General features: G+C 59.6%; 1 protein-coding gene. It reads left to right on the forward strand.

Annotated features, from left to right (window positions below; genetic code table 11):
• The coding region (locus V6767_RS22695; RefSeq protein ID WP_448475507.1) for an IS630 family transposase at positions 1–664 on the forward strand (664 nt) is incomplete at its 5' end.
• Positions 665–698 lie beyond the last annotated feature (34 nt).

Here is a 698-nt window from a genome sequence, read left to right on the forward strand (position 1 = left end):
TGATGCTCCATCTTACTCAAGAGTAGGAGCCTCCGGCAAACCCGGTGCGGTTCAGTTCGCCCTTGAGCAGGCGCGCGCCGATATCGCCAGACGGCGTCAGCGCTGGCAGACTTTGCAGGCCGGCCTCGATCCCGGCTGGCTGGTGTTCATCGATGAAACCTGGATCAAGACCAATATGGCCCCGCTCCGGGGATGGGGCAAACGCGGCAAACGCCTTCGCGGCTTTGCCCCGCATGGCCATTGGCGAACCCTGACCTTTCTCGGCGCGTTGCGCTGCGACCGGCTGACGGTCCCTTGCGTCTTCGACGGTCCGATCAACGGCCAGTGCTTCCAAGCCTATGTCGAGCAGATTCTCGTGCCCACTCTCAAGCCCGGAGATATCGTCCTCGTGGACAATCTCGGCAGCCACAAGTCAGCCGCGGTCCGCAAGGCGATCAAAGGGGCAGGCGCAAGGCTCTGGTTCCTGCCGCCCTATTCACCCGACCTCAATCCGATCGAACAGGCGTTCGCCAAGATCAAACACTGGATGCGTATGGGCCAGAAGCGAACCGTCGAGAAAACATGGCGCGCCATCGGACGCCTTGTTACGACCATCAAACCGCAAGAGTGCGCAAATTACGTTGCAAATGCTGGATACGCCTCCATTAGAGCATCGGGCGATTAGTCTGCAACGCATGCTGTTGATTTGAAGTAGTTCC

Source organism: Martelella sp. FLE1502, assembly GCF_053484255.1.